This is a genomic window from Variovorax sp. W2I14, from assembly GCF_050435205.1.
GTDB lineage: Bacteria > Pseudomonadota > Gammaproteobacteria > Burkholderiales > Burkholderiaceae_C > Variovorax > Variovorax paradoxus_C.
This window is the reverse complement of record NZ_JBNDJX010000001.1, coordinates 761,541-782,897: the sequence shown is the minus strand read 5'-3', so window position 1 is coordinate 782,897 and position 21,357 is coordinate 761,541. Positions and strand designations below refer to the sequence as shown.

Sequence of the window (21,357 nt, the reverse complement as noted above, 5' to 3'; positions counted from 1 at the left end):
GCGACAGGTTCCAGGTATTTGGATGTTGGCCCTTCCCCCTCCGGGGGAAGGTTGGGATGGGGGCTCGGCGGCGCTCGCGAGCGCAAGGCTTTATCGATGGCCGCTGGCCCCCACCCCAACCCTCCCCCGGGAGGGGAGGGAGAAAGGCAAAGACTTACTGGTAGCCCTTGGGGAACGGATCGGGTTTGATCAACTCAGCCGATTCGGCAACCACCTTGAACGTCCCGTCGAGCTGCCCCTGCCCGATGCGCGCCTTGCTCCACAGGTGATGGTTCGCGTCCAGCTTCACGTAGCCTTCGGGCGCCGTCTTCAACTCGATGCCCGGCGAACCCGCCACGACCTTGTCGACATCGAAGCTGCCGGCCTTCTCGACCGCGGCCTTCCACAGCCATGGACCGAGGTAGCCCGCCTGCGTCACGTCGCCGATGACGGCGTCCTTGCCGTACTTGGCCTTGAAGGCGGCCACGAACTTCTTGTTGTTCTCGTTGTCGAGCGACTGGAAGTACTTCATGGACGAATAGAAGCCCGCGAAGTTCTCGCCGCCCACGCCGGTCATCTCGTCCTCGGTCACGGCCAGCGTCAAGAGGAACTGCTTGTCGCCGGTGATGCCCGCGGCCTTCAGCTGCTTGTAGAAGGCCACGTTGGACCCGCCCACCACGGCAGCGAAGATGCAGTCGGGCTTGGCGACCTTGATCTTGTTGATCAGCGAGTTGAAGTTGGTGTGGCCCAGCGGGTAGTACTCCTCGCCCTTGACCGAACCCTTCTGGAAGTTCTCGATGTGCTTGCGCGCGATCTTCATCGAGGTGCGCGGCCAGATGTAGTCGGAGCCGACGAGGAAGAAGGTCTTGGCCTTCTTCTCCTTCGCGCCCCAATCGAGGCCCCAGATGATCTGCTGCGTGGCCTCTTGCCCGGTGTAGATCACGTTCTTGCTCTGCTCCAGGCCTTCGTAGAAGGTGGGGTAGTACAGGAGGCCGTTTTCCTTCTCGAACACCGGCAGCACGGCCTTGCGCGAGGCGCTGGTCCAGCAGCCGAAGACGGCCGCGCAGTGGTCGTTGACCAGGAGCTTCTTCGACTTCTCGGCGAAGGTGGGCCAGTCGGAGGCGCCGTCTTCCTTGATGACCTTGATCTTGCGGCCGAGGATGCCGCCCATGGCGTTGATCTGGTCGATGGCCAGTTGCTCGGCCTGGATCGAGCCGGTCTCCGAGATGGCCATGGTGCCGGTGGACGAATGCAGCTGGCCCACCGTGACTTCGGTGTCGGTCACCGCAAGCTTGGTGGTGTTGACCTTGGCGGTGGGGAACTGCGACTGGCCGAAGCTCAGGCCGCTCAGGCCCATCACGGGCAGCGCGGCGGCGCCCTGCAGCAGGCGACGACGGCGCAAGGCCATGGCGTCGAGGGCATCGAAGGAAGGATCGGAATCACGCGGCATCAGGAACTCCAGGCAGGTTGAGAAGCAGGTTGGGAAGGGTGAGCCGCGCACCATCGCAGTGCATCGGACGGTGCCCCGAGCACCATGGCTGGTACTTTAGAAATCAGTTCCTCTCCGGCGAATACGTCATTCAACGTAGCGGCGGGAACCCGTCCTGCCCGCAGACTCGCAAGCCGGCCACGGGGGAAGAAGGCACAGGGAGCGCTTCTTGCTGTACCTGCCCATGCCACCGCCGCCGCGAGAACCCGCCATGACATCCGTCTCCGGACAGAAGATCTTTCGCATCCGCCGCGACTACAACGCCTGGGTCGCGAACGAGACGCTGGAGGACTACGCGCTGCGCTACACGCCGCGCAGCTTTCGCAAGTGGTCCGAATTCCGGGTGGCGAACGCGGCTTTCGGCGCCACGTCGTTCCTCGCGCTGGAGGCGATCGGCGGGGCCATCGCACTGAGCTACGGCTTCTCGAATGCGCTGTGGGCGATCCTGGTGGTGGGGCTCATCACCTTTCTCACGGGCCTGCCGATCTCGTACTACGCGGCACGGCACGGCGTGGACATGGACCTGCTCACCCGCGGCGCGGGCTTCGGCTACCTGGGCTCCACGCTCACCTCGCTCATCTATGCGAGCTTCACCTTCATCTTCTTCGCGCTGGAGGCGGCGATCCTCGCGCTCGCGCTGCAGATGTACCTCGACTGGCCGCTGTGGCTGCTGTACCTCGTGTCGTCGATCGTGATCATTCCGCTGGTGGCGCGCGGCATCACGCTCATCTCGGGGCTGCAACTCTGGACGCAGCCGATCTGGATCGTTCTCTTCGTGTGCCCCTTCATCGCGGTGATGGTGAAAAAGCCCGAGCTCTACGCCGACTTCACCGGCCTCGTGGGCCGCACCTCCGACAGCAGCGGCTTCGATCCGCTGATGTTCGGCGCGGCGGCCACGGTGGCCTTCTCGCTCGTGGTGCAGATCGGCGAGCAGGTCGACTACCTGCGCTTCCTGCCCGAGAAGACCGCCGCCAACCGCGGCCGCTGGTGGACCGCGGTGCTGGTCGCGGGGCCAGGCTGGATCGTGCCGGGCATGCTCAAGATGATGGGCGGCGCCTTTCTCGCGTTTCTCGCGCTGCAGCACGAGATACCGGCCGCGCATGCGGTCGAGCCGACGCAGATGTACCTCACGGGGTTCTCGTACGTGCTGCGCGATCCGGCGTGGATCCTCGGCGTGACGGTGCTCTTCGTCGTCGTCTCGCAGATGAAGATCAACCTCACGAACGCCTATGCGGGGTCGCTCGCCTGGTCGAACTTCTTCGCGCGGCTCACGCACAGCCACCCGGGTCGCGTGGTGTGGCTGGTGTTCAACGTGGCCATCGCGATCCTGCTGATGGCGCTCGGCGTGTTTGCCGCGCTGGAACATGTGCTGGGCTTCTACAGCAACATCGCCATCGCCTGGGTCGGTGCGCTGGTGGCCGACCTCGTCATCAACAAGCCGCTGGGCTGGAGCCCGAAGACCATCGAGTTCAAGCGCGCGCACCTGTACGACATCAACCCCGTGGGCCTGGTCGCGATGCTGGTCGCGGCCGCGCTAGCGATGCTCGCGTATTCGGGCGCACTCGGCCAATGGGCCAAGGCTTTTTCGCCCTTCATCGCGCTGGCGACGGCCATGGCGGTGTCGCCGCTGCTCGCGTGGAAGACGCGCGGCCGCTACTACCTCGCGCGCACCGACATCGACCGATGGGCGCCCGGCCAGAGCGTGAAGTGCTCGGTGTGCGACAACAGCTTCGAATCGGAAGACATGGCGCACTGCCCGGCCTACAGCGCGCCGATCTGCTCGCTGTGCTGCACGCTCGAATCGCGCTGCCACGACCGCTGCAAGACCGACTCGCGCGCCGCCGAGCAGATGAGCGGGTGGCTGCAGGCGCTGCTGCCGCCTGCGCTCTCCGCGCGGCTCAACTTCCGCGTGGCGCACTATCTTCTGGTGGCCACCTCGCTGATCGCGCTGCTCGCCACCGTGGTCGGCGTGGTCTATGCGCAGGAGGCCATCGCGGGCACGAGCGACCCGACCTTGTCCACGGCCTTTCTGAAGGTGTTCGCACTGCTGTCGGTCGTGGCCGCAGTGGCCGCATGGTGGGTGGTGCTGGGCAGCGAGAGCCGCCAGATGGCGCAGGAGGAATCGAACCGCCACAACAATCTGCTCGCGCTGGAAATCGAAGCCCACCGCCGCACCGACGCCGCATTGCAGACCGCCAAGGAAGCGGCCGAGGCAGCAAACCAAGCCAAGACGCGCTACGTCGCGGGCATGACGCACGAACTGCGCACACCGCTCAACAGCATCCTGGGCTATTCGCAGATCCTGCTCAAGGGCGATGCCGCCGCACCGCCGCGCGAGGCGGTGCAGACCATCCACCGCAGCGGCGAACACATGCTCGGCCTCATCGACGGCCTGCTCGACCTCGCGCGCATCGAGGCCGGCCGCCTGCAGCTGGAACCGGCGCCGCTCGCGCTGCCGGCCTTTCTCGACCAGTTGGTGCACATGGTGCGGCCGCAGGCGGAGAACAAGGGCCTGGCCTTCGTCTTCACGCACGCAGGGCAGTTGCCGGCCTGGGTGCATGCCGATGCCAAGTGGCTGCGGCAGATCCTCATCAACCTGCTGACGAACGCGGTGCGCTTCACCGACAGCGGCACCGTCACGCTGCATGTGGACGCGCGACGCGAGGTGCTGCGCTTCGACGTGGTCGACACCGGCATCGGCGTCGCGCCGCAGGACCACCTGCGCATCTTCGAGCCCTTCGAGCGCGGAGCCGCGGGGCGCCGGCGCGGCGAGCCGGGCACGGGGCTGGGCCTCACGATCACCGCCCTGCTGACTTCGCTGATGGGCGGCGAGCTGGTCCTGGCGCAGACCTCGCCCGCGGGCAGCACCTTCAGCGTGCGCGTGTACCTGCGCGAGGTCGCCGACCCCGGCCCGCAAGCCAGGGGCGGTGCCCTGCGGCAGCCGGTGTCGGGCTACATCGGCGCGCGCCGCACGCTGCTCGTGGTGGACGACCAGCCCGTGCAGCGCCAGATGCTCGCCGGCATGCTGATGCCGCTGGGCTTCGAGATTCGCGAGGCCGCGAGCGGCACCGAGTGCCTGGACAGCCTGCGCGAAGAGCTGCCCTCGGCGATCCTGCTCGACCTCACGATGGACGACATGGACGGCTGGCAGACCGCCACCTCGGTGCGCGCCTCGGGCTTCAAGGACATCCCGATCATCATCGTCTCGGCCAACATGTTCGAGAACCAGACCGAGCGCTTGAACGCCGCGGGCTGCCAGGCCTTCGTCGGCAAGCCGGTGATCGAGTCGGAACTCATCGCCACGCTGGAGCGGCACCTGGGCCTCGAATGGCTGACGGCCAGCGACGCGATACCCCCCGCGAGCGAAGAAGAAAGCGCGCTGCGCCCGCCGCAGCTCGTGCTTTCGGAAGACGATCGCGCCGAGCTGATGCGCCTCGTTCAGATGGGCCATGTACGCGGCCTGCAGACCGTGCTCGACCGGCTGGCCGCCGCGTCGCCCGCCGCGGCCGCTACCTGCACGTGGCTGCGCGGCATGGTCACCCGCTTCGAACTCGACAACCTCCGCAACGCACTGGCAGAAGATGCAGACACTCCCCTTGCCCAGCCATGAATCCGAGCGCCCCGTGGTGCTGGTGGTGGACGACGCCCCCAGCAGCCTGGGCATGCTGTGCGACACGCTGGAGGCCAGCGGCTACACCGTGCTGGTCGCTGCCGACGGCGAGGCCGCGCTGCAGCGGCTCGAACTCGTGGTGCCCGATGCGATCCTGCTCGACGGTTTGATGCCTGGCCTCTCGGGTTTCGAGACCTGCCGGCGCATCAAGGCCAACCCGGCGTGGGCGCACATTCCCGTGCTGTTCATGACCGGCCTTTCGGAAACCTCGCACGTGGTCGAAGGCTTCGAATGCGGCGGCGTGGACTACGTGGTGAAGCCGATCCGCGCGCAGGAGGTTCTGGCGCGCCTGCACACGCACGCGCGCAATGCCCGCATCACCCGCATGGCGCGCGATGCGGTCGATGTGGCCGGCATGGGCGTGGTGTTCGTGGACACGCGCGGGCGCATCGCGTGGCGCTCACCGCAAGCGGCGCTGTGGCTGCACGCGCTCGAAGACCCGGTGTCGCCGGGGCTGCTGCCGCGGTCGCTCGAAGGGGCGCTCGTGGCGGGCGCGGCGATCGTCATCGGCACCGCGACGGGCATGCGGCTGTCGGTGCGCAACCTGGGCGCGGCGGCGCTCGGCGAAACCATGCTGCTGTTCGCGATGCAGCGCGACGGCACCGCTGGCGCTTCGTCGGCGCGGCTGGCCGAAGCCGCGCTCACACCGCGCGAGACCGAGGTGCTGTCATGGCTCGCCAAGGGCAAGACCAACCGCGACATCGGCGAGATCCTGGGCACCAGTCCGCGCACGGTGAACAAGCACCTGGAGCACATCTTCGAGAAGCTCGGCGTGGAGACGCGCGCAGCGGCCGCGGCGCTCGCGAGCGGGCAGCTCGCCTAGGAGGGGGTGGGTACCTACCCCCGGGTTTTCCGGTCATTGAATGCGCCTGTGTTGCTCTGCAGAATGAATGCATCACCGGAGAAAAAAATGCTCTCGAAACTGCGGCCGTTTTCCTCCCCTTCCCTCTCCCCCGAAGACGCCTATCGGCAGAAGTTTCTCGACAACACCGACGAGAACCTCTTCATGGGTTCGTTCGAGAGCTTCGCCGCAGCGGAAGCCAACGCGCCGCCTTCCAAGGCCGTGGGCTACGACCATGCCGAAGCGGCCGGTCTCTACAGCCCGCAGATCTATTTCTACGACTACCCGGGCCTGTTCTGGCTGGGACGCTCGATCGATGCGGGCCTCACGCGCGTGTTCGATCTCGGCGGCCACATCGGCATCAAGTACTACGCGTTCCGCCGCGTGCTGAGCTACCCCGACAGCCTGCGCTGGACCGTGTGCGACGTGCCCAGCGTCATCGAGCAAGGCCGCGCCACGGCCGCGCAGCGCGAGGTGAGCGGCCAGCTCGCCTTCACCACCGACTACCGCGACGCCAGCGGCTGCGATGTGCTGTACGCCTCGGGCAGCCTGCAGTACCTGCCGGTGCGCATCGACGGCATCCTGTCGTCGCTGGCCGCGAAGCCGCGACGCATCGTGCTGAACACGACGGCCGTGCACCCCGAACGCACGCTCTACACGCTCAACAGCATCGGCGTGGCCGTATGCCCCTACCGCATCGAGCACCACGAGGGGCTGCTCGCGACGCTGACGCAGGCGGGCTACAAGCGGCGCGACGTGTGGCGCAACGAAGGCAAGCCGATCGAGGTGCCCTTTGTGAGCGGCGGCGACCTGCCCTATTACGCGGGGTGCTGTTTCGACCTGGCCTGAGGGGCGACCAGTGGGGCATGCGCCCCCTTGATCTGGAACCGGCTCGGTACACTGCCCCGGCTTTTCATATCAGGGAGAAAAAACATGTCTGTCGCCTTCAGGCGCCTGCGGCGCCTCGCCGCGCTCTGTCTCGCCGGATCCGGCATCGCCTTTGCAGCCGAGCCGCCAGATTCGCCGCCACCACCACCCGCCCCTATTCCCGTGCAGGCCTTCGCGGAACTCCCCGCCATCGAGATGCTGCGCATGTCTCCTGACGGACGTGGCGCCGCCATGGTCCAGAACGTCGAGGGCAAGAGCTACGTAGTGGTGAGCGGCTTCGGCAACAAGCCGAAGATCGTCCTGCGCACCGACAACGACAAGTACATCGTCTCGTCGCTTCGTTGGGCCGGCAACAAGCGCCTGTTGATCGGCGCCTTCTTTCCCGACCACCGGCGCGGCGTGGCGACGGGCGAGACCCGGCTGATCGCGATCGACCCCGACGGCAGCAACCTGAAGGCGGACCTCGCGAGTGCGCTGCAGAACGGCCCCTTCTTCGAGCGGCAACGGCACATGCCGCAGTACCAGGACCGCATCGTCGGCGCCCTGCGCGACGAACCGGAAACGGTGCTGATCGCCTATGACGCGCAATCGCCCGGACAGCCCGATGTCTATCGCCTGGATGCGCGCACCGGACGGTCGCGCCTGCTGCAACGCAACCTCGGCGGCATCCGCCACTGGATGGCCGACCCCCAAGGCGTGGTGCGGCTGGGCAGCGGCTCGACGCGTACCACCTTGCGCGTGATGGTCAAGCCGCCCGAGTCGCAAGGGCGCCCGTCCGAATGGGCAGCTCTTGCCACCTACGACGGCACCGACCCCACGGAGGCTCGCCGGCAGGCACTCACGCCACTGGGCTTCGACGCCGATCCGCGCTTTCTCTATGCCCTTGCGCCTGTGGACGGGCGCAACGCGCTGGTGCGCATCGACCTGCAGGACCCCGCGTTTCCGCGCCAGACGCTGCTGGCCGATGCCCGCTTCGACATACGCGGCGACCTGATCCGGGACCCGGCAACGCAGCGCGTCGTCGGCATCGAGTACCGCACCGACGTGCCCCGCCTGCTGTACTGGGACGATGCGGCTCGGCAGCGACAGGACGCGCTGGACCGCGCTTTGCCGAAGCGCGGCAACCGCATCGTGAGCGACGACGAAACGGGGCAGCGCAGCATCGTCCTGTCGGTCCAGGGTTCGCGGCCGCCGAAGTACTACACGATGGACTGGGCGAGCGGCACGCTCGGGCTCATCAGCGACACGCACCCTGCCCTGGAGAAGCAGCCGCTGGCCACGCCCAAGCGCGTTGCGCTGCGTAGCCGCGACGGCCTGCAGCTGGAAGGCTACCTGACCCTGCCGCCTGCACGCGAGGCCAAAGCCGAAATGGCCGGCGCTCCGTCCGCCCACAGCTTGCCCACCATCATGCTGCCGCACGGCGGCCCCGCATCGATCAACACCGGCAGCTACGACTATTGGGCGCAGTTCTTCGCCAGCCGTGGCTGGGCTGTGCTGCAGATCAACTTCCGCGGATCGATTGGCTACGGCCAGGACTTCCGCGAAGCCGGCCGCCGCCGCTGGGGCCTGGAGATGCAGGACGATCTCGCCGATGGCCTGCGCTGGCTGGTCGAGCAGGGCATTGCCGATCCGCAGCGCGCCTGCATCGTGGGCGGCAGCTACGGCGGTTATGCCGCGTTGATGGGGGCGGTGAAGGACCCCACGCTCTATCGCTGCGCCATCAGCTTTGCCGGCCCCTCGGACCTGCGCGACCTGCTCAGCCATTCGCAGAACTACATGGGCTATGAACTGGGTGCCGAAGCGGAAATCGGCACCTGGTGGGGCGATCGCGAAAAGCTGCGCCAGACCTCACCGGCCCTGCGTGCCGCGGAGATCCGCGTGCCAGTGCTGCTGGTCCACGGCGCCAACGACCTCATCGTGCCGGTAGAGCAATCGCGCGACATGGCCGAGGCGCTGAAGAAGGCGAACCGCACCGATGCACGCTACGTCGAACTGCCGCTCGGCGACCACAGGCTGAGCCGCGAGGAAGACCGGGTGCGGGTGCTGACGGAGATGGAGCAGTTCCTGCGGAAGAACCTGGAATAGGCGAGGATCCGTCCCGCTTTGCCCCGCTTCAGACCGCGAACAACGAATCCAGGTTTGCAAACGACTTCATCTCGATCGCATTGCCCGAGGGGTCGAGAAAGAACATCGTCGCCTGCTCGCCCGGCTCGCCCTTGAAGCGGATGTAGGGCTCGATCACGAACTTCGTGCCGCGGGCGACGAGCTTGTCGGCCATGGCCTGCCATTTGTCCATCGGCAGGATCGCGCCGAAGTGGCGCACAGGCACGTCGTGGCCGTCCACCGCGCTCAGGGCCTTGTGGCCGCACTCGTCGGGCGCGAGGTGCGCCACGATCTGGTGCCCGTAGAAATCGAAATCCACCCACTGCGGCGCACTGCGCCCTTCCGGACATCCCAGCAGCTCGCCGTAGAACGCGCGGGCTTCGGCGATGTCGCGAACGGGGAAAGCCAGGTGAAAAGGGATGCGTGTGTCGTGGGTGCTCATGGGATCCGCCGCATTGGCGCTCAGTGGAAGAGGTCGAAATACCCCGACTTTAGGCAACGAGCCTCATAGGCGAAAGCGATATATTTCTTCGCTGAGTCCCGATAATTTTGATGAGTCAAACATGATCAACGAACTCCAGACCTTCATCACCGTCTGCCGCCACGGCACCTTTGCGGCGGCGGGCGAGCGCATCGGCCTCACGCAATCGGCGGTCAGCAGCCAGATCAAGCGGCTCGAAGAGAGCCTCGGCTTCGCGCTCTTCGACAGGACGGGACGCTCCGCCACCCTGAATGCCGCAGGCGAGACGACGCTGGCGCGCGCCGAGGAGATCTGCGCCCTCTACGCCAGGCTCGGCGACGTGCCCGACGACGCCGCGAACCGCGGGCTGCTGCGCATCGGCGCCATCGCCTCGGCGCAGCCGACGCTGGTGGCGCGGGCGCTGGCCCGGCTGCGGCAAAGCCTGCCGCTGCTGCGGGTGCATGTCTCGCCCGGCGTGTCGATGCGGCTGATGGACGACCTCGATGCGGGCAGCATCGATGCGGCCGTGATCATCCGGCCGCCCTTCGGCCTCCTTCCCGATCTGGCGTGGCAGCCGCTGGTGCAGGAGCCCTACGTGCTGATCGTGCCGGCGGGCACGCCCGCAAGGAAGGATTGGCGCACCCTGCTGCAGGAGCAACCGTTCCTGCGCTACGACCGCGCGTCGTTCGGCGGGCGGATGGTCGAGCGCTTCCTTCGGCGCCAAGGGCTGCAGGTCAGCGATTCCGTCGAGGTGGACGAGATCCCTGCCCTCATCCATCTCGCGGCGAAGGGGCTGGGCGCCGGCCTCGTTCCGTTGGTCGAGGCGCACCTGCCGCTGCCGCCCGGCGTTCGCGCGCTGCCGCTCGGCGAGCACACATTCCATCGCGAAGTCGGCCTGCTCCAGCGCAAGCCGCGGGCCGGATCGCCGGTGGTCGCGCACTTGGCGCAGTGCCTTGAGGAAGCAGCGAAAGTGCCCCGGGCGAGAGGATCTGGAAGGCCCGCCACTCGGTATTAACCATTAATGCGATGAAGGCTGACTGACAGCCCCGGCTTCTACGATGGCAACTGCGGGCAGCACGGCACCGGGCCGCCGCCCTCTTCCTCCAGGAGACATCGTGAAGCCCCTTTCCCCTCTCTTCTCTCTCACCCGCCGCGCTGCGCTTCCACTCGTCGCGGCCCTCGTTCTCGCCGGCTGCGGCACTGTCGGCAACAACAAGGCAGCCACCGACGACATCCACGTCATGACCTCCGGCGGCTTCACCGCTGCCTACAACGGCCTGCGCCCCGAGTTCGAGCGCAGCAGCGGACGTTCGGTGAAGACGGCGTACGGCGCCTCGATGGGCAACGCGCAGGACTCGATCCCGAGCCGCCTTGCGCGCAACGAGCCGGTCGACGTGGTCATCCTCGCGCGCCCCGCCCTCGACGACCTCGTCGCCAAGGGCAAGGTGGTGCCGGGCAGCCAAGTCGACCTCGTGCGCTCGGCCATCGGCTTCGCGGTGCGCAAGGGCGCGCCCCGGCCGGACATCAGCACCGTCGATGCGCTCAAGCGCACGCTGATCGCGGCGCCGTCGATCGCCTACTCGGCAAGCGCGAGCGGCACCTACTACGAGACCGAGTTGCTCAAGAAGCTCGGCATCGAAGACCAGGTCAAACCCAAGAGCAAGCGCATCCTGAGCGAGCGCGTCGGCACCGTCGTCGCGCGCGGCGATGCGGCGCTCGGCCTGCAACAGGTGAGCGAGCTGCTGCCGATCGCCGGCATCGACTACATCGGCCCGCTGCCCGCCGATGTGCAGCAGAACACCGTGTTCTCGGCCGGCATCGCCACCGCGTCGAAGCAGCCCGAGGCGGCGCGGCAGTTGATCCGCTACCTGAACTCGCCGGCCGCCGCGCCCACCATCGCCAAGACCGGCCTAGAGCCGCTCACGGCGCGCTGAGCCTGCCGCCGGCGGCGCTCGCTCGCTAGCTAGCTAGCTAGCGCGACTCGATCAGCGCCTTCACCCTTCGCGCGAGCACATCCATCTCGAACGGCTTGGTCATCACATGCATGCCGCGATCGAGATGGCCGTGGCTCAGCACCGCGTTCTCCGCGTAGCCGGTGATGAACAGCACCTTGAGCCCCGGCCGCGCGGTGCGCGCCGCATCGGCGACCTGTCGGCCGTTCATGCCGCCGGGCAGGCCCACGTCGCTCACCAGCAGGTCGATGCGCTGCCGCGGCGACTGCAGGATGCGCAGCGCGCCCGCGCCGTCGGCGGCCTCCAGCGTGGCGTAGCCGAGGCCCCGCATCACCTCCACGATGATCATGCGCAGCGCGGGTTCGTCGTCCACCACGAGCACCGTGTCGCCCTGGTCGGCGCGCGGCGCGAGCGTGGCCTCCACCGGTTCGCTCGCGGCTTCCTCCTGCTCGTCGTGGCGCGGCAGATAGAGGCTGACCGAGGTGCCCTTGCCCAGCTCCGAATAGATGCGCACCTGCCCGCCCGACTGCTTGGCGAAGCCGTAGATCATCGACAGGCCCAGGCCCGTGCCCATGCCGATCGGCTTGGTCGTGAAGAAGGGATCGAAGGCCCGCGCCACCACCTCGGGCGTCATGCCCACGCCGTTGTCGCTGACGGTGAGCGACACGTACTGGCCAGTGGGCATGTCGCGCTCCTGCGCGGTGCGCACATCGACCCAGCGGTTGGCGGTTTCGATCACCAGCTTGCCACCCTCGGGCATGGCGTCGCGCGCGTTGATGCACAGGTTGAGCAGCGCGTTCTCGAGTTGGCTCGGATCGGCATGCACGTTCCACAGGCCCACCGCCGCCACCACCTCCAGCGAAATCTGCGGGCCGAGCGTGCGGCGCAGCAGCTCTTCCATGTCGGAGACCAGCCGGTTGGCATTCAGCGGCTTCGGCTCCAGCGTCTGGCGCCGCGAGAACGCCAGCAGCCGGTGCGTGAGCGCCGCCGCGCGCTTGACCGCGCCCTGCGCCACACCGATGTAGCGCTCCATCTCGGCGGGCTTGCCATCGAGCCCGCGCCGGCGCATGAGCTCCAGGCTGCCGCTGATGGCGGCCAGCAGGTTGTTGAAGTCATGCGCGAGCCCGCCCGTGAGCTGGCCCACGGCTTCGAGCTTCTGGCTTTGGCGCAGTTGCTCGCGCGCAGCTTCCAGTTCGGCGGCGCGCTCCTCGACCTGCCGCTCCAGCGACTCGGCAAAGGCCTGTAATTCGATCTGCGCCTCGCGCCGCGCAATGGCCGAGCGCACCCGGTCGCCCGTCTCGCGCACGAAGTCGAGTTCGTCGCGCGTCCACTCGCGCGCCTGCCCGTGGTTGAGGTACAGCAGCCCCACCAGCCCGCCGCGTTCGGTGAGCGGCATGTTGACCACCGCGCGCGCGGTGATCGCGTCCAGCGCATCGGCGTTGTCGCGGGTGCGGGGGTCGAGCCGCGCATCGGCGAAGGCCACCGTCACGCCGCGCAGCAGGTCCTCGATGTAGGAGCCGTAGTCGCGAAAGTGCAGCAGGCCCGCGAGGCTGGCGACGCCGGGCGCGGTCCAGTCGCGGTCGATCGAGATCGTCTCGGCCGCCTTGTCCACCAGCCCGTAGCCCGCGCGGTCCACGCCCAGCCGCTGGCCCAGCATGGCCGAAGCCACGTAGGCGATCTCGGCGGGGTCGTCGATGTCGCGGATGCGGTCGCCCAGTTCCATGAGCGCAAGCCGGCGCGACTCCGCCTCGCGGAAAGTCTCGTTGGCCACCTGCAGCTGGAACTCGGCCACGCGCTTGGCGCGCCGGTCGGCCGCCTCCTTCAAGGCGCGCTCCAGCACCACCGGCAGCCGCGCGAGGCGCCCCTTGCTCACATAGTCGGTAGCGCCGCGCTTGAGCAGCTCGACCGCGTTGTCCTCGCCGATCACGCCCGACACGAAGACGAAGGGCGTCTCGGGCGCCACGCGCTGCGCGATCGCCAGCGCCTCCGCGCCGGAGAAGCCGGGCAGCTCGTAGTCCGACAGGATCAGCGCATGGCTGCGCTCGCCCAGCGCCGCGACGAAGCCGCGCTCGTCGCGCACCACATGCGTCCGCGCCTGCGGCAACGCCACGGAAAGGGCCTCGCCCAGGAGTTCGACGTCGAAGCGCGAGTCCTCCAGGATCAGGACGTCGATCGGTCCGGGCGTCACCGAGCCCGGAACATCCGCAGCATCCGGGGCGTTCACCGCGTCAGCCATGTCCACATCGTCCAGCACGCTCGCGACGCCGGGCCTATTCATGTCGGCGCGTCGCCTTCAAGGAACCTGGCGGCGGCTCGTTGAGCACCGCCCAGAAGACTCCCAGTTCGGCGATGGCCGAGACGAACTGGTCGAACGCCACCGGCTTCACCACATAGGCGTTCACGCCCAACTCGTAGCTGCGCAGCACGTCCGACTCTTCCTGCGAAGAGGTGAGCATGACCACCGGAATGCTGCGCAGCGCCGCGTCGGCGCGCACCGCCTGAAGAACCTCCAGGCCGGTCACCTTGGGCAGCTTCAGGTCCAGCAGGATCACGGCCGGGTTGCCCTCGGAGCGCGCGGCGTGTTCGCCCTCGCGCCGCAGGTAGTCGAGCGCTTGCGCGCCGTCGCGCAGCACGATGACATCGTTCGCGAGCTGGCTGCGCTCCAGCGCGATGAGGGTGAGTTCCAGGTCTCGCTTGTCGTCCTCGACGAGCAGGATCGGCTTAAGCATGTTTTCCTCCGTTGTCTGGCGGCGTGCCCACCGCGTGTTCATTGCCCGGTTCCCGGTTCGGCAGGATGAAGCCGAAGGTCGCACCCTCGCCCATCGCGCCCTTGGCCCAGACCGTCCCGCCATGGCGCTCGACGATCCGCTTCACGTTGGCCAGGCCGATGCCCGTGCCTTCGAATTCCTCGGCCTGGTGCAGCCGCTGGAACACGCCGAACAGCTTGTCGACGTACTTCATCTGGAAGCCCACGCCGTTGTCCTCGACCTCCAGCCCGCTGCCCAGGTCGCTGCGGATCGCGCGCACCGCAATGCGCTGCGGATCGCGGGTGCGCGAATACTTCACCGCGTTGGCCAGCAGGTTGCGAACGGCCACCTGCAGCAGCAGCGGATCGGCGTAGAGCGCCGGCAGTCCGGGGTCGACTTGCCACTCGATGCGGCGCGCCGGCTCCAGCCGCGCGAGTTCGTGCGCCAGGCCTTCGACCAGCGATTCGGTGTCGACCATGCGCTGCTTCAGTGCGGCACGGCCCATGCGCGAAAAATCGAGCAGCGCATCGACCATCTGTCCCGCGAAAGCGGCCGCATCCTTGACGTGGCCGAGGTAGCGGTGCGCGCGTTCGCTGAGCTGCTTGCCTTCGGTCTGCGCGACGAGATCGACGTAGCCCGCGATGTGCCGCATCGGCGCGCGCAGGTCGTGCGAGACGGTGTATGAAAAGGCTTCGAGCTCCTTGTTGACGCGGCCGAGCTCGGTGGCCACGGCCGCCAGTTCTTCCGCGCGGCGCAGCACCACGCCGATGAGCGCCTGGCGCAGTTCCACCGCAGCGCCCACTTCGGCCGGGGTCCAGGCCGCCGAACGGCCGCGCACCTCCTCGACCCAGCTGGAGAAGCTGATGCGCGGATGGATGCGCCCGCTGGCCGCGGCCTTCGGCTTCTTCGGATCGCCGGCCCACTGGATCGTCTGCACGATCTCGGGCCGGAACCACAGGATGAGGTGCCGGTGCACCTGCGAGATCGAGATCGCGAGCACGCCAGCCGCCACCTCGCGGAACTCGTTCGCCGCCGCGAAGTGCGCGGGCAGCTCGCTGCTCTCGTAGACCTCGGTGCCGAGGCCGGCGATCCAGCTCGCCAGCTCCTGCACCTGCGCGCGCGCGGGCACGTCGCCCACGCTCCAGACCTCGTCGTCCAGCACCACGGCCGCGCCGGTGGCGCGTGCCAGCCGCAGCATGAGCGACGACTCCGCCACCAGCCGCTGCAGCGTGGCGTCGCTGTCCGCGAGGTGCGAGACGATCTGCAGCGTGAGCTGGCGCAGCTCCAGCCGCTCGGCCACCGCGACGTTGCTCTCCTTCGACTGGATCTGCAGCGACAGCAACTGCCCCAGGTGCTCGCACGCCAGGCGGGTGCCGGGGTCCAGAAAGCGCGGCTGGTGGTCGTGGCACGAGATCAGCCCCCACAGCCGCCCGTCGATCACGATCGACACCGACATGGACGCGAGCGTGCCCATGTTGCGCATGTACTCGAGGTGGATGGGCGACACGCTGCGCAACTGCGCCTGCGAGAGGTCGAGGTCGGCCGCGGTGAGCGCCGGGTCGGCGGCACGCAGCGGCACCGGCGTGTAGGTGGCGTCGGCGATCAGCCGGAAGTGGTTGACCAGGTACAGCGCGCGCGCCTGCTGCGGAATGTCGGAGGCTGGAAAGCGGTGGCCGGTGTAGCTGTCGTAGCCGGGGTCAGCCTCCTCGGCCAGCACCTCGCCATGGCCGACCGCATCGAAGCGGTAGATCAGGCAGCGGCCGAAGCCGGTCAGGCGCTTCATCTCGGCCGCCGCCAGCTGCGTGAGCTGTTCGAGCGTGCGCGCTTCCTGCAGCTTCGGCAGGAAGACGCGCCCGAGCGAATAGATCGGCGCCTCGTTGCCGGCGGCGGGCAAGGCGGCCTCGAACTCGGCGAACAGGTGGCGGTCGCTGCGGTGCGCGGCGACGTCGAAGGTCTCATGCGCCACGCGCAAAGCGCCGAGCGACACAGGCGTCGCGCCCGGCGCGAGCGCGGGCAGCACCAGCCCGCGAAGCACCTGCTGCGCGGCATCGAGTTGGCCGTCGGGCCAGTTGTCGCTCCAGGCGACGAGCTCGAGGGAATCGGGCTCCAGCACCAGCATGCGGCCATGCGGCTGGATCGATCCGGGAACGCGAATGGGCTCGAGGTCGCAGGACGACAGGTCGACCTCGGGCGGCCGCAAGGCGTGGGGGGTTGGGGTGGTCGCGTGAGGCTGGGGCACGTTCAATCGGCGCGTGCGGCGGCGCGCTGGGTCCGGGAAAAGAATCTGAAAAAACGGGTGGCGGGGATCATGCCTCGGCGTCCTTGGGGGATCTCGTCGGCCGTTTCCTACAAACCCTGCAATCCGAAGCGGGGCATGAGGCTGCGAAAGCCCGCGACCGCTCCGCGGCGGGCTGCGTCGATGGCCAACGGGTCCGCCAGCGCGGCACCGAGCTGGGCGACGAATTCCTTCCATTGCGCCGCAAACCCGCCGGGCGCATCCACCGGCTGGAAGTACCGCAGCGGATGCGGCGCGAGGCGTGCACCGAGCCGCTTGCGCATCGCCATGCCGCCGAGCTGGGAGCCTTCGAGCACATAGGCCAGGCCCCAGGCGAAGGCGGGGTCGCGTGCGGCTTCATCGGCCAGTCCAGGGACAGCGGATTGAAAAGCGCTCTCTTGCCCGCTGGTGTTCGATGCCCCGAGATCGTCGAGATCGAGCGCAAGCGCAGCAAGCCGCCGGTCGGTGCGCCGGGCGATGCGTTCGAGGCCCGGCACGCCGGAAGCGGCGAGCGCGTCGCGCACCGCCTGCAACCAGGGCCGAAGGGCGCGCAGGTGCCCCGCGTAGTCGGCCAGCGATGCATCGTCCCGCGCGATCGGCAGGCGGCTGTCCAGCGCCTCATGCAGCGCGTGTGTGGCGGTACGAAGGGGGCGCAGGACGTCGGCGATATCGGGCGGGTTGGTCGTCATGAAGCAGGCGAAACGGCAAGTCGGAGCGACCGAGGCGGATGCTCGATCCAGGGTAGACCGAGCCTACGCAAACGCCGCGCGGCGCCGGTGGGCGCGCTTCCCTTTCTCCAGTAGGAAATCCGGCCGGCCCCCACGTAAACTGGCCGCAGCCTCTGCCTCGCCCTCTTTTTTTCCTCCGACTTTTCCTGGAAGAACGCACGCCGTGACTCAGCCCCAGCCCTCACCCGCCCTTGTCTCCGCCTTCGCGCCCAGCGGCACGCTGCGCGCGTCCATCAACCTCGGCAATCCGATCCTTGCCAACAAGGACGCCGCGAGCGGCGAGCCGGTGGGCGTATCGATCGATCTCGCACGCGAGTTCGCGCGCCGGCTCGGCGTGAGTGTCGAACTCGTGGTGTTCGAGAAGGCCGCGGCCTCGGTCGATGCGGTGAAGAACGAGAAGGCCGACATCGGCTTCTTCGCCCTCGACCCGGCCCGCAGCGAAGGCCTGCGCTTCACCGCGCCCTATGTGCTGATCGAGGGCAGCTACCTCGTGCCCGAATCGTCCGCATTGACCGACAACGCGCAGGTCGATGCGCCGGGCCACCGCATCTCGGTCGGCTCGGGCAGCGCCTACGACCTGTTCCTCACGCGTGAAATCAAGCAGGCCGAGATCGTGCGGCTGCAAGGCGCCGGGCCCGCACTGGCGGCAGTGCGGTCAGGTGAAGTCGAAGTGGCAGCCGGCATTCGCCAACTGCTCGAAGGCGAAGCGGCACGCGCACCGGGCGTGCGTGTGCTGCCGGGGCGCTTCATGGTGATCCAGCAAGCCATGGGCACCCCGGCGAGCCGCGGTGCCGAGGCGCAGGCGATGCTTGCGGCGTTTGTCGAGGAGATGAAGGCAAGCGGGTTTGTGGCCGATGCGCTCGAGCGCCACCGGATCGAAGGGGCGATTGTCGCGCCGTAGTTTTTCGGGCGACTGTCTGTGTTCGGGGGCGTGTGTTCAGGGCGGGTGCACAGGCCACCGGGTACTCCCCTCCGCGAATGTCCCCCGGCTTCGCCTCCTCCTTGATTTCGCTGCGGGGAGCACCCGATGCCCTGCGCACTTGGACGCGCTGCTGGTGGATCGCTGATCAACCAGTGCTCTGAAAACGAGCGCGCCGATGGGGTGCCTTGCGCAGCGAAATCAAGGGGGAGCCCGAAGGGCGGAGGACATTCGCGGAGCAAGGTACCCCGTCGGCGTGATCGCCGCCCTGAACTGAACCGACCCAAACGAACGACCCGCAAGCCGTCAGAGCTTGTAGGCCTCCACCGGCCCCTGCGAATAGAACAGGAAGTACCCGGTCTCCGTCTTGAAGCTGTTCTTCTGCCACCCCGGCGGCACCTTGAAGATCGCGAGCTGGTCGCTCGACACGCCCACGAACTTCGTGTTCTCGCTGTCGGTGGTGATCTTGGTCCAGCGCTCGCGCGTCACCGGCTGCATCTGCATCTTGGGTTCGCTCCACTCGGGCGTGCGCACCTTGTCGCGCATGATGTAGCGGTTGCCCTGGCGCTCGATCTTCACGACTTCCTTGAGCGCGCCATTCTTCTTGATGGCGTAGACGCCGACCAGCTCGGCTTCGGGTCCGCCGCCCGCGCCGCAGCCGGCCAGCAGCGAGACGCAGGCGCCCGCCACGATGTACTTGAACAGGTTTTTCATGATGGTCATGGTGTGAGGCATGAGCCGCCGGACGCACCCGAAAAGGTGCGCCCGGCGGGCATCACGCGTGGGTCAGATGTGAATCACGAGGCTCGGTCAGCGTTTGTCGTTCTCGCGCAGCTTCAGGCTGCCCTGGAAGCGCAGTGCGTGCGGGTACTCTTCCTTCTCGCCCGCATCCACCGCCGCCATCTTCTGCTGGCTCAGGTCCGTCTTGGCGAGCAGCGGCGCCGGCAGGTTCAGCACGCCCTTGATCTGGTCGTACTGCACCTGCGTGATGCGGCCCACTTCCTTCAGGCGGAACGCGTCGCGCTCGATGTTCAGCAAGAGCGGCTTGTTGGCCGCGAAGTTCTGCACCTTGGCCAAGAGGTCGCTCCACGACTGCGCGCTGTAGTTGCTCACGTAGTAGTCCTGCCCGGTCGGCCCGGCCAGCACCGCCGTGCAACCCGGCAGCTCGAGCTGCACCGCGTTGTTGGACATCACGAAGGTCTTGCGCTGCTCCATCGAATTGCCGTACGCCAGCGTGACGGGAATGGTCCACGTCGAGGCCGGGAACTGGTTCTGGTTGGGGAACGATTCCTGGCTGATGTTCACGTAGGTGCGGTCGCCGGCGCATTGCGCGTCCACCGTCAGGAGCGGAATCCCCGTCTGGCGGATGAGGCTGTCGCCGATGTCGCTCACCTTCTTGTCGGTGACCTTCTCCAGCGAACTCCAGAGGCGCGACGGCGTGACGTTGCCGTATGCGTAGTCCTTCAGGTAGATCTGCAGGCCCTTCTGCATCGCCTCTTCGCCGATGTAGTTCTGGATGGTCTCCAATACATGGCTGCCCTTGTTGTAGACGAAGATCGATGGGCTGATGAAGCCGAAGGAGCCCGCATCGTTCAGGTTGCGCTGCACCGGCACTGCTGTGTTTTTCAGGTCGGCCACGATCACGTTGTGCTTGTCGAGCACGTAGTCCGAGAAGCTGTAGTACTCGGGGTGGAACTTGATGGTGGTGCGCCTTTCGAACCAGCGCGCGAACGATTCGTTGAGCCACACGTTGTCCCACCAGTCGAGCGTGACCAGGTCACCGAACCACTGGTGCGCGATCTCGTGCGTCACCACCGTCACCGAGTACAGCGTGGGCTTGTCGCCCGGCCTGGTCAGCACCGAATCGGCGAACTCGAAGATCGAGCCCCAGTTCTCCATGCCGCCGAACCCGGTGTTGGGCTTGTTGTCGTAGCTGTCGTTGGCCGCGACGGTGTCGAACTTCTTGAAGGGCAGCGGGATGCCGGTGTACTTGTAGTAGTAGTCCATCGACACCTTGGTCCACTCCATCGCGAACTTGGCCCAGTCGGAGCGGCCCGGCGGCGTGAACCAGCGCAGCGGCATGTCGCTGCGGTCGAGCGGATTCTTGAAGGTGTCGGCCAGGATGTCGAACTTGCCGCCGCCGAAGAAGGTGAGGTACATCGGCATCGAAGGCGTCTTCTCGAAGGCCACGCGCTGGTAGCCGTCGGGCAGCTTCGTCGCCTCGATCTGCGCGGCGTTCGACACCGTCTTCCAGTCGCCGGGCACTTCGGCCGAGATCTCGAAGGTGTGGCGGAAGGCCGGCTCGTCCCAACCCGGGAACCACTGCCGCGCGTAGTTGGTTTCGCCCTGCGTCACGATGGCATCGCTGCTCACGCCTTCGGGCGTGGAGAGGCCCACCTTGAAGATGCCGGTGGCGGCCGAGCAGAACGGGTTGCGCGCCATCTCGGCGGGCGGGCAGTACTCCGCATCGGAGAACTGGATCTTGCCGTCCCACTCCATGTGCAGCAGGTACTTGCCCTTGGCGATCTGGCCGTCGTTCAAACGCAGCTGCACGAAGTCGCCAAGCGTCTGCGGCGTGGGGATCAGCGGGATCGCTTCGCCCGGATTCGACACCTTGCGCAGCGTGGTTCGGCCTTTGGCGAAGTTGAGGTTGTGTGCAGCGACCACGATCGCATCGACGGGCTTGAGCACTTCGATCTCCACATCGCCGCGGCCCACGAAAGTCTTGAGCGCCGCATCGGGACGGAACCACAGCTTGTAGTTGCTCGGCCAGACGGTGTCGGGCAATTCCATCGGCTTGGCCGACTTGTCGACCGCGGACACGGCGGCAGGTGCCGGCACGCCGTCGTCCGGTGTCTTTCCTGTGCTGTCGGATGCCGGGCCGGAGGTGATCGGGCCTGAAAGGCCGACACCCGAACCGCCACCGAACGAAGGGCTACTGTCTCCGCCGCCGCCGCAAGCCGTGAGAACGGCAAGGGTCACTGCGGTGATGGCAAGATGATTCACGAGGGAGTAATTGAGTTTTTTCATGATCGCCTTTTGGTAAGGACATTGCGCTGTCCTTGCATGCATCGGCGGGTAGCCGGTGATGCGCGGAGACGCGCGGTGATGGAAGAACGACTGACGCTGCGAACAGGCAGCACCGCACCCTCCCGGCGAACAAGACGTTCGTCAGGACAAAACGGAACCACCGGAATTTTTCTTAAGTCGATGTGCTGCGTACAAGCGAATGCACGTGCGACACCAAGCCACGCTGCAAGCTATGCAGGCGGCCCCAGGATGCGGGGGGTGATGGCTTCCATTCCC

General features: G+C 67.4%; 15 protein-coding genes. 7 read left to right on the top strand and 8 right to left on the bottom strand.

All coding sequences use genetic code 11. The features are described 5' to 3' along the window. Window positions 1–154 precede the first annotated feature (154 nt). Window positions 155–1,429, bottom strand: coding sequence for an urea ABC transporter substrate-binding protein (gene urtA, locus QF040_RS03685; RefSeq protein WP_013541977.1), 1,275 nt, complete (start codon window positions 1,427–1,429; stop codon window positions 155–157). 250 nt (window positions 1,430–1,679) lie between these two features. Here urtA and QF040_RS03680 point away from each other — a divergent pair, with 250 nt between their 5' ends. The 4 genes from QF040_RS03680 to QF040_RS03665 all read left to right on the top strand — a co-directional run bounded on the left by QF040_RS03680 (window position 1,680) and on the right by QF040_RS03665 (window position 8,952). Then, entirely contained in the window at window positions 1,680–5,078 is a 3,399-nt protein-coding gene (locus QF040_RS03680) for a hybrid sensor histidine kinase/response regulator (protein ID WP_429609896.1), read from the top strand. Further along, on the top strand, window positions 5,050–5,961 hold the full coding sequence (locus QF040_RS03675; RefSeq protein ID WP_429609895.1) for a response regulator: 912 nt from the start codon (window positions 5,050–5,052) through the stop codon (window positions 5,959–5,961). Before QF040_RS03680 ends, QF040_RS03675 begins: the two co-directional genes overlap by 29 nt. Before the next feature lie 87 nt (window positions 5,962–6,048). Next, window positions 6,049–6,828, top strand: coding sequence for a TIGR04325 family methyltransferase (locus tag QF040_RS03670; protein ID WP_429609894.1), 780 nt, complete (start codon window positions 6,049–6,051; stop codon window positions 6,826–6,828). Between the two features lie 84 nt (window positions 6,829–6,912). Then, window positions 6,913–8,952: an alpha/beta hydrolase family protein gene (locus QF040_RS03665; protein WP_429609893.1), complete on the top strand. Its 2,040-nt coding sequence runs from the start codon at window positions 6,913–6,915 to the stop codon at window positions 8,950–8,952. Between the two features lie 28 nt (window positions 8,953–8,980). On the opposite strand, the gene QF040_RS03660 is transcribed toward QF040_RS03665, so the two are convergent. Next, on the bottom strand, window positions 8,981–9,412 hold the full coding sequence (locus tag QF040_RS03660; protein WP_257859331.1) for a VOC family protein: 432 nt from the start codon (window positions 9,410–9,412) through the stop codon (window positions 8,981–8,983). 121 nt (window positions 9,413–9,533) lie between these two features. On the opposite strand from QF040_RS03660, the gene QF040_RS03655 reads away from it, so the two are divergent. After that, window positions 9,534–10,445 (top strand): LysR family transcriptional regulator, encoded by a 912-nt coding sequence (locus QF040_RS03655; protein WP_429609892.1) that lies wholly within the window; start codon window positions 9,534–9,536, stop codon window positions 10,443–10,445. A gap of 100 nt (window positions 10,446–10,545) precedes the next feature. Beyond that, entirely contained in the window at window positions 10,546–11,364 is an 819-nt protein-coding gene (locus tag QF040_RS03650; protein WP_429609891.1) for a substrate-binding domain-containing protein, read from the top strand. A 37-nt stretch (window positions 11,365–11,401) separates the two neighbouring features. Here the strand turns inward: QF040_RS03650 and QF040_RS03645 are convergent, their stop codons facing one another. From QF040_RS03645 to QF040_RS03630, 4 genes are all read right to left on the bottom strand, one after another. Next, a complete protein-coding gene (locus tag QF040_RS03645) occupies window positions 11,402–13,660 on the bottom strand; it encodes a response regulator (protein WP_429609890.1) in 2,259 nt (752 codons plus the stop codon). Next, window positions 13,653–14,111: a response regulator gene (locus tag QF040_RS03640; RefSeq protein WP_013541985.1), complete on the bottom strand. Its 459-nt coding sequence runs from the start codon at window positions 14,109–14,111 to the stop codon at window positions 13,653–13,655. Before QF040_RS03640 ends, QF040_RS03645 begins: the two co-directional genes overlap by 8 nt. Continuing rightward, window positions 14,104–16,368 carry an ATP-binding protein gene (locus QF040_RS03635; RefSeq protein ID WP_429609889.1) on the bottom strand — a complete coding sequence of 755 codons (2,265 nt, stop codon included), beginning with the start codon at window positions 16,366–16,368 and terminating at the stop codon, window positions 14,104–14,106. The genes QF040_RS03640 and QF040_RS03635 overlap by 8 nt, the downstream gene beginning before the upstream one ends. A gap of 107 nt (window positions 16,369–16,475) precedes the next feature. Next, the gene (locus QF040_RS03630; RefSeq protein ID WP_429609888.1) at window positions 16,476–17,093 is read right to left on the bottom strand and encodes a biliverdin-producing heme oxygenase; all 618 of its coding nucleotides are present in this window, start codon (window positions 17,091–17,093) and stop codon (window positions 16,476–16,478) included. Window positions 17,094–17,295: 202 nt separating this feature from the next. Here QF040_RS03630 and QF040_RS03625 point away from each other — a divergent pair, with 202 nt between their 5' ends. Beyond that, entirely contained in the window at window positions 17,296–18,033 is a 738-nt protein-coding gene (locus QF040_RS03625; protein WP_429609887.1) for an ABC transporter substrate-binding protein, read from the top strand. 324 nt (window positions 18,034–18,357) lie between these two features. Here the strand turns inward: QF040_RS03625 and QF040_RS03620 are convergent, their stop codons facing one another. Both QF040_RS03620 and QF040_RS03615 read right to left on the bottom strand, forming a co-directional pair. Continuing rightward, window positions 18,358–18,774, bottom strand: a complete 417-nt coding sequence (locus tag QF040_RS03620) for a hypothetical protein (RefSeq protein WP_429609886.1) — start codon at window positions 18,772–18,774, stop codon at window positions 18,358–18,360. 87 nt (window positions 18,775–18,861) lie between these two features. Then, window positions 18,862–21,081 carry a M1 family metallopeptidase gene (locus QF040_RS03615; protein ID WP_429609885.1) on the bottom strand — a complete coding sequence of 740 codons (2,220 nt, stop codon included), beginning with the start codon at window positions 21,079–21,081 and terminating at the stop codon, window positions 18,862–18,864. Window positions 21,082–21,357: the final 276 nt, after the last annotated feature.